3 protein-coding genes and 3 pseudogenes are annotated in these 6,174 nt (G+C 60.9%); 4 read left to right on the top strand and 2 right to left on the bottom strand.

Annotation, left to right across the window (positions count from 1 at the left end; all coding sequences use genetic code 11):
* From C9427_RS34520 to C9427_RS31385, 3 genes and pseudogenes are all read left to right on the top strand, one after another.
* Positions 1–347 (top strand): annotated as a pseudogene (locus C9427_RS34520) (nodulation factor fucose acetyltransferase NolL); the annotation flags it as partial.
* Between the two features lie 227 nt (positions 348–574).
* Positions 575–1,480, top strand: coding sequence for a LysR family transcriptional regulator (locus tag C9427_RS31390; protein ID WP_107652890.1), 906 nt, complete (start codon positions 575–577; stop codon positions 1,478–1,480).
* Positions 1,481–1,590: 110 nt separating this feature from the next.
* A pseudogene (locus C9427_RS31385) lies at positions 1,591–1,712 on the top strand (nitrogen fixation protein NifQ); the annotation flags it as partial.
* Between the two features lie 615 nt (positions 1,713–2,327).
* On the opposite strand, the gene C9427_RS31380 reads toward C9427_RS31385, so the two are convergent.
* Entirely contained in the window at positions 2,328–3,554 is a 1,227-nt protein-coding gene (locus tag C9427_RS31380) for an MFS transporter (RefSeq protein ID WP_107652889.1), read from the bottom strand.
* Positions 3,555–3,610: 56 nt separating this feature from the next.
* Positions 3,611–3,968, bottom strand: a pseudogene (locus tag C9427_RS31375) (RNA polymerase factor sigma-54); the annotation flags it as partial.
* Between the two features lie 1,728 nt (positions 3,969–5,696).
* On the opposite strand from C9427_RS31375, the gene C9427_RS31365 reads away from it, so the two are divergent.
* Positions 5,697–6,020 (top strand): DUF736 domain-containing protein, encoded by a 324-nt coding sequence (locus C9427_RS31365; RefSeq protein ID WP_006328923.1) that lies wholly within the window; start codon positions 5,697–5,699, stop codon positions 6,018–6,020.
* The last annotated feature ends 154 nt before the right edge of the window (positions 6,021–6,174 follow it).

Raw genomic sequence — 6,174 nt, 5'->3', positions numbered from 1 at the left:
CTGGCTCTTTGGCGGCTTCTGCGGTAGCAATGCAGTCTATGTTCCAATGCTGGAGACTCGTCTATTCGACTAGAGTAGCTCGCTTTGTCGCGGTGCAGCTTGGTCAGAGCACGCTGCTGCTTTACCTGGTCCAGGGTGCCGTGTTTCGCCTCATGGATTTGATACAGTTTGGAGAAGTCTGGAATCTCACGACCAGAATCGCCTTCGCAAGTGCGCTTGGAGTGGGGATTGTCGTCATAGCGATGGCAATTCGCAGTACTGCGGGCAACCTCGGATATGTGTCGCGGATCGTTGTCGGAGCGCCGCCACGCCCAAGTCTGCTCAAATCTCAATCTGTAATCAATTAGCCACGTGAAAAATTCGCATCTGTAATCGACATGTTTCATAGCTCCGGACCTATCCGATCGACTGTTGTACCGGTCGGCTCATCGGCCGCGCTATCCCCATAACTACGACGAGCACGTCCTCCACGCGCGCGGGCGGCAGGTCGGGACACAACACCTCTCAGTGGGACCGTAAACGAGCGCCCATAATGGTCACGATGACAAACAACCACGTTACGGACAGATGAGGCATGCGTTTCAAAGGCCTTGATCTGAACCTTCTCGTCGTGCTCGACGCACTGCTAACCGCGCGCAACCTCACGGCCGCGGCAAGCAGCATCAACCTTAGTCAGCCGGCCATGAGCGCGGCCGTCGCCCGGCTGCGCAACTATTTCAACGATGAACTGTTTACGATGAGCGGCCGCGAACGTGTTCTAACCCCGCGTGCGGAAACACTCGCCCCCGCAGTTCGTGGCGCACTCCTGCACATCCAGTGCTCGATTATTTCTTGGGATCCGTTTAATCCGGCTCAATCCAATCGCCGCTTCAGGATCATTCTTTCCGATTTCGCCACACTCGTGTTTTTTGAAAAGGTCGTGGAGCGGGTTGCACGCGAAGCACCCGCCGTCAGCTTCGAATTGCGGCCGCTCGACCACGACCCCGATGAGCTTCTCCGGCGCGGTGATGTCGATTTTCTGATTCTTCCGGAATTTTTCATGTCAAGCGCCCATCCAAGGGCGGCGCTGTTCGACGAGACATTCGTGTGCGTGGGCTGCCCCACGAACAAGCAGTTGCCACGGCAGCTTACATTCGAGAGATACGTATCGATGAAGCACATTGCGTTCAGGGTCGGCGGTGCCCAGATGCCCTCCATCGAGGAACAGTTTTTGCTCGAGCATGGTCTCAAGAGACGTGTCGAGATCGTCGTGCAGGCCTTTAGCATGATCCCGCCGATGGTCTCAGGCACAGCTCGTATAGCGACCATGCCCTTCCGGCTGGTTCAGCATTTCAAAAAAACCTTTCCCCTGCGGATCATCGAACTTCCGCGGCCACTACCCACGTTCACCGAGGCCGTCCAATGGCCCACCCTTCACAACAGTGATCCGGCAAGCATCTGGATGCGGGAGATAATGTTGCAGGAGGCATCCCGCATGTGAAGTCGCGGGCACTCCTGGTCTCAGTCTCGATTTACTCAGCGCCTCATACGGGTGCGAACCGGCGTGCAAAATTGGGTCTGACGCAAATTCGATGATTTTGCATGACGCGTGCCACGTGTTTCCCCACGCTGGCAGCCGGCAACACCAAAAACGTGAAGTGGAAGAAGTACTTTTACCGCAAGCTGTGCGAGGCTGAAGGTTTTCGCAATGCACTGCACCGAATTGCCGGGATCCTGAGCGTGAGATAACTCGTCGCGTCATCCTGCCGACGTCCGGTAAGCCGCCTTACCAAGGGCAGGCGGCGCTTGAGATTCCGCCGCTGGAAAGCCGCCGCGCGGGTCTGTCGACGTTCAATCGCGGCTGGATCACAGTTGGTGAATACAACTACGACATCGCCGAACGATCCTACTATTTCGGGCCGAATCAGAAGCTGCGGGGCATGTTCGGCCCCGAGCTTCATGTAAGAGTTCAGGCGCGCGATCCGCCCGATGCTCGCCGCAAGACAAAGCCGCATAGACCGCACGTTCTAAGGTTAGCAGCGGCCGTTGTGGCCACGTAGCGTGGTTCTCGCCTGTTGGAGGATCTTTCAGAATTCAGGTGGTTGTACCCACACTGCAGCGACATTGTCGCCGTGCCAGAGCGGTCGACGGCGAGGCGGTCCGGTTCGGCACTCTCTTAGTTTCTTTCGTCGGCACCATCATTCGAAACGCCCCCGCCGGTCGAAATCGACCGGACAACAACGTCCGATCACCCGGAGACGAGGCCTGCAACCGCCAAAAATCGTGCGTAGGATCGCACAGCGCGGCTGATGATTGCATCTTTCCCGCGCTGCATGATGGCCTCTCTGTCAGGTGGTCTGGGGTTCGCGCTTCGGGCCGAGCAAGAACACTGTCAGGGCGGCGAGGAACGAGGCAACGGCGCTGTAGGCAAGGGCACTGGCGACGCCGGCATTGTCCATCAGCAGTCCGCCGAAAATCGCGCCCGCTGCGATGGCCACCTGGAACGTTGCGGCCATCAGCCCACCGGCGCTTTCGGCCTGCTCGGGAGCGGAATGCAGCACCATCCATGTCTGCAGTCCCACCGGCACCGCGCCGAAGGCAAAGCCCCATACGGTAACCGCAATCGCCGTGGCCCAAGCCGATGCTCCCAGCGTCAGCAGCGAGACAGTGGCCATCGCTATGAGCAGGGGCGGCAGGGCCGCGGCTGCCTTGAGGCTGTGCTCGGCCAGGAATGCGCCGGCCAAATTGCCGAAGAAGCCGCCGATGCCAAAGGCGAGCAACACGAGCGAGATCGTCTCGATATCAAGCGCGGGAAACTTCTCAAGGAAGGCGCGGATATAGGTGAAGCCGGCGAAGTGCCCGGAAGCGACCAGCAGGACGACCAACATCGCGACTTTGATCATCGGATTCTTGGCCACATCCAGCAGACTGCGGAAGCTCGTCACTCCAATCGGAGGCAGCCTCGGAATGGTTATGAGTTGCACTACCAGCGTAACGGCGCCGACGACCGCAGCGATCATGAAGGCGGTTCGCCATCCCCAGATATCGCCGACATAGGCGCCGATTGGAGCCGCGCAAACGGTAGCGCAGGTAACGCCGGTGAGGATGATCGACATGGCGCGCCGCAGGAGGTGACTTGGAACGAGCCGCATCGCCAGCGCTGCCGAAATCGACCAGAACCCTCCGAGCGCTATGCCGAGCACGACGCGGGCGGCCAGGAGAACCGGCAGCGACCCCGCGACGGCCGATAGAACGTTCGACAGGATCAGCAGCAGCGTCATCGCCCATATGACGATCCTGCGGTCCAGGGGCCTTGTGATGACGGCCATCGTCGGCGCCGAGATCGCCCCCACGATGGCGGTCGTTGTCAGCGCCTGTCCAACTGCACCCTCGGTGATAGAGAGATCATGCGCGAGCGGCGTCAGCACGCTGGCAGGCAGAAACTCTGCCGTCACAAGCCCGAAGGTGCCTAAGGCAAGCGAAATGACTGCACCCCATGCGGGACCAGACCGTTGATCTGGCTGTTCTGGGTCATGCAGAACTCCGTCCATGAAGCCCGTAGCGGATTCGGTCATCAACAGGGTCTCCAGTTTGGATGTGCTGCAAACTCGGGTGGCTGCGTTGACCCGCATTAACGCCAGAAGCGCCATTCCCTGCGGCATTGCACGGACGAGGGGATGTTCATCGCTTCGCGATATTTTGTGACGATGCGGCGCGCAAATCGATGGCCCTTTCCTTGGGCCGGACGACGATGTCGTCGTCGGAAAGCATTGCGATTCGTCGGCGATTGTCGCCTTGATCCGATGGCGGACAGCTTCGGGGGGCCGCGCGTCGCCACCTTGGGAGGACGCGCTCGCGACGGTGAAAAAATACCTCAGTTCGAACACTTCGCGCGGGGTCAGCATGTATTTGTTCGACGTCACCTGGCTTACCGTCGCCTGATGCACGTTGATCGCGTCGGCGACAGTCCTGAGACCGAGAGGCCGCACTTGGTCGAGCCGTGTTCCAAAAGGCATCCTCCTGGCGGCGGAGGCGGGTAAGCGACAATTGGGCGAGCGCCACGGCTCCGTCAGTCTCGAACCAGCCATTGCAAATCAGATACCGGAGCAGGGACGTCTGGAGGGGGCGTTCGCCGCAAATGTGCACGGTCTCCTTGGGCGCTTGTATGGAACTTCGCGTTTTTGCCATGGTTCTGTTCATAGCTTTCTACGTGCTTTGATGGGCTCTAACGGATAACAGCAAGCGCTATGCCATTTCATTTGGGGACACCGAATCGGACTATCTTTTGCCGAAGCCCTGTCGGCTTGAGCAGGGCGCCGTGCCTTGACCGAGACCGCGCGCGCCGCACAATCGCTTAGTCACCCGGACCGAGCAAAGGTGCTGTACTGTCGGAATAGTCAGAACTTCCGCACCGGCTAGGGAAGACGAAAACCGTTCCCGACGGGCCGAGCCGATGCATTGCCGCACGCTGGTGGCCACTGCATCGACCGCGTAGGGCTTTGTCTCCAGCGTGTAATTGCGTGCGCAGGCTGGCAACTTTCGAAGACGCGGCCGTCGCGCCTCTACCATCGCGCTGTTGCTGCTCCCCCTGTCTAGGAAGGCCTTTGACACCTTCGAGCTCTTCAGCACGGCGCGCCGGTCTCCACGCGGTGAGGATCGAGTTCGGCTGGGCGTCACGGTGTTTGCATGATTGAGATACCTTGATTTGCCCCCTCGTGCGCGCCTATCCGAAAACATTGTTGTGTCCCGAAGGCGGACAAGAATGTCGCAAGCGCGACCACAACATCGCGACGGCCGGTCTGCCGGTACGGGGGCAATTGCAACCCGTGGCCTTCTTCGGAAATCGGGGGAGCAATACCCTTTCCTCGTCGACTTCGGACGCGGGCTCAGCCGTGCCCGCCGCGCCGCTAGGAACGACCTAACCTTGGCGGATGGCGGCTGGCCGATCACCCGGGTATGTCCGCGTCGATAAAAGAAAAGCGTCTGGTCTCAGCCAGGCGGACCTCGCGAAGGCCATCGGTATCAATGTGGTCGAATTCCTCGATCACGCCGAGACGATCGTTTTCGCTCCAATGGAACCTGCTGGCGCGGATTCGACCAAGTTCCCAACCGAAAACACACGAAACGCGGCGGCTTCCGACCGCCGATCAATGGGCCAAGGCCCGGTCGCTGTTACCCTCGAATGAGTCCGCCATGCCGAGGCGGCTCGTCGATAGCCGCGGGTTAGCGCCTCTCCGGGGCGCGTTGGCTACACGTTCCGCCCCTTGGACCCCGCTTCCGGCAACAACATCCGGCCGCCAAAGCTCGCCCTTGTCAGCGCTCGATTACCACGCCGAGATGCCTGCTGGGGCTCCCGGTGCACGGGCACATTTATCGATCCGGCACGGTGTTGAGCGCGCGGAACCCGCCGCACGCGTTCCGATCGCTTGTTGTGCTCACCCGATCACGCGACCTGTCCCCACACGTCTTGAGGACCATTCCCTGCGGCTGGCTCATTGACCTATGGGCGGTTCCAGCCCGCCCGAAACCCTCGCCACCAGCTTTTTTCCCCGCCGCATGACGCGGCTTCCTCGCGCGCGCTTCGCTTCAAAAAAGCTGCCCGCTCGGGTCCTTCGCTGCCGCTGCGGCCCTGCCGGGTTCGGGCGGTCCGGACGCGCCCATCACGGTCCGCCATCGCAGGGGAATGGTCCCCGGCGACAGCAAAAGGAGACAGGAAAATGACCGCGATCGGTTACGTCAACAAGCAGGAAAACGGCAGCTACAAAGGCCAGCTCAGGACGCTCAGCGTCCGCGCCGACATCGATATCGTGCCCAATCGGAGCAAGTCCGCCGACAACCATCCCGACTTCCGGGTGCTGACGCAGGGCGTGGAGGTCGGCGCCGGCTGGATCCGAACCGGGGAGACTTCCGGCAACGACTATGTGAGCTTGTCCATCGCCGCACCGGAGTTCGGTCCGCGTAAGCTCTACGCCAATCTCGGCCGCGCCGCCGGCCAAGACGATCAAGACACCTACGCCGTCATCTGGAACCCGGCCGACTGACCGGCCGGCTCAAGCCCTCGCGCCGCAACTCGGCGCGGGGGTTCCCGCCGACGCTCGCCCGAAGGGGCGGCGAAAACTCCCACCCGACTCTTCGCCCGTCCCCACGACGACCTCGTTCGCCGATCCTCGCGGTCGCTTGTCCGAAGCGAAACGA

The sequence above is a fragment of the Mesorhizobium helmanticense genome (assembly GCF_003034915.1).
GTDB classification, from domain to species: domain Bacteria; phylum Pseudomonadota; class Alphaproteobacteria; order Rhizobiales; family Rhizobiaceae; genus Mesorhizobium; species Mesorhizobium helmanticense.
The sequence above is the reverse complement of the archived record's forward strand: the minus strand, read 5'-3'. Positions and strand labels throughout refer to the sequence as shown.

Excerpts from the sequence above, each read along its gene's own strand:
- C9427_RS31380 (WP_107652889.1), bottom strand. The coding sequence starts at position 3,554 with ATGACCGAATCCGCTACGGGCTTCATGGACGGAGTTCTGCATGACCCA.
- C9427_RS31390 (WP_107652890.1), top strand. The coding sequence starts at position 575 with ATGCGTTTCAAAGGCCTTGATCTGAACCTTCTCGTCGTGCTCGACGCA.
- C9427_RS31365 (WP_006328923.1), top strand. The coding sequence starts at position 5,697 with ATGACCGCGATCGGTTACGTCAACAAGCAGGAAAACGGCAGCTACAAA.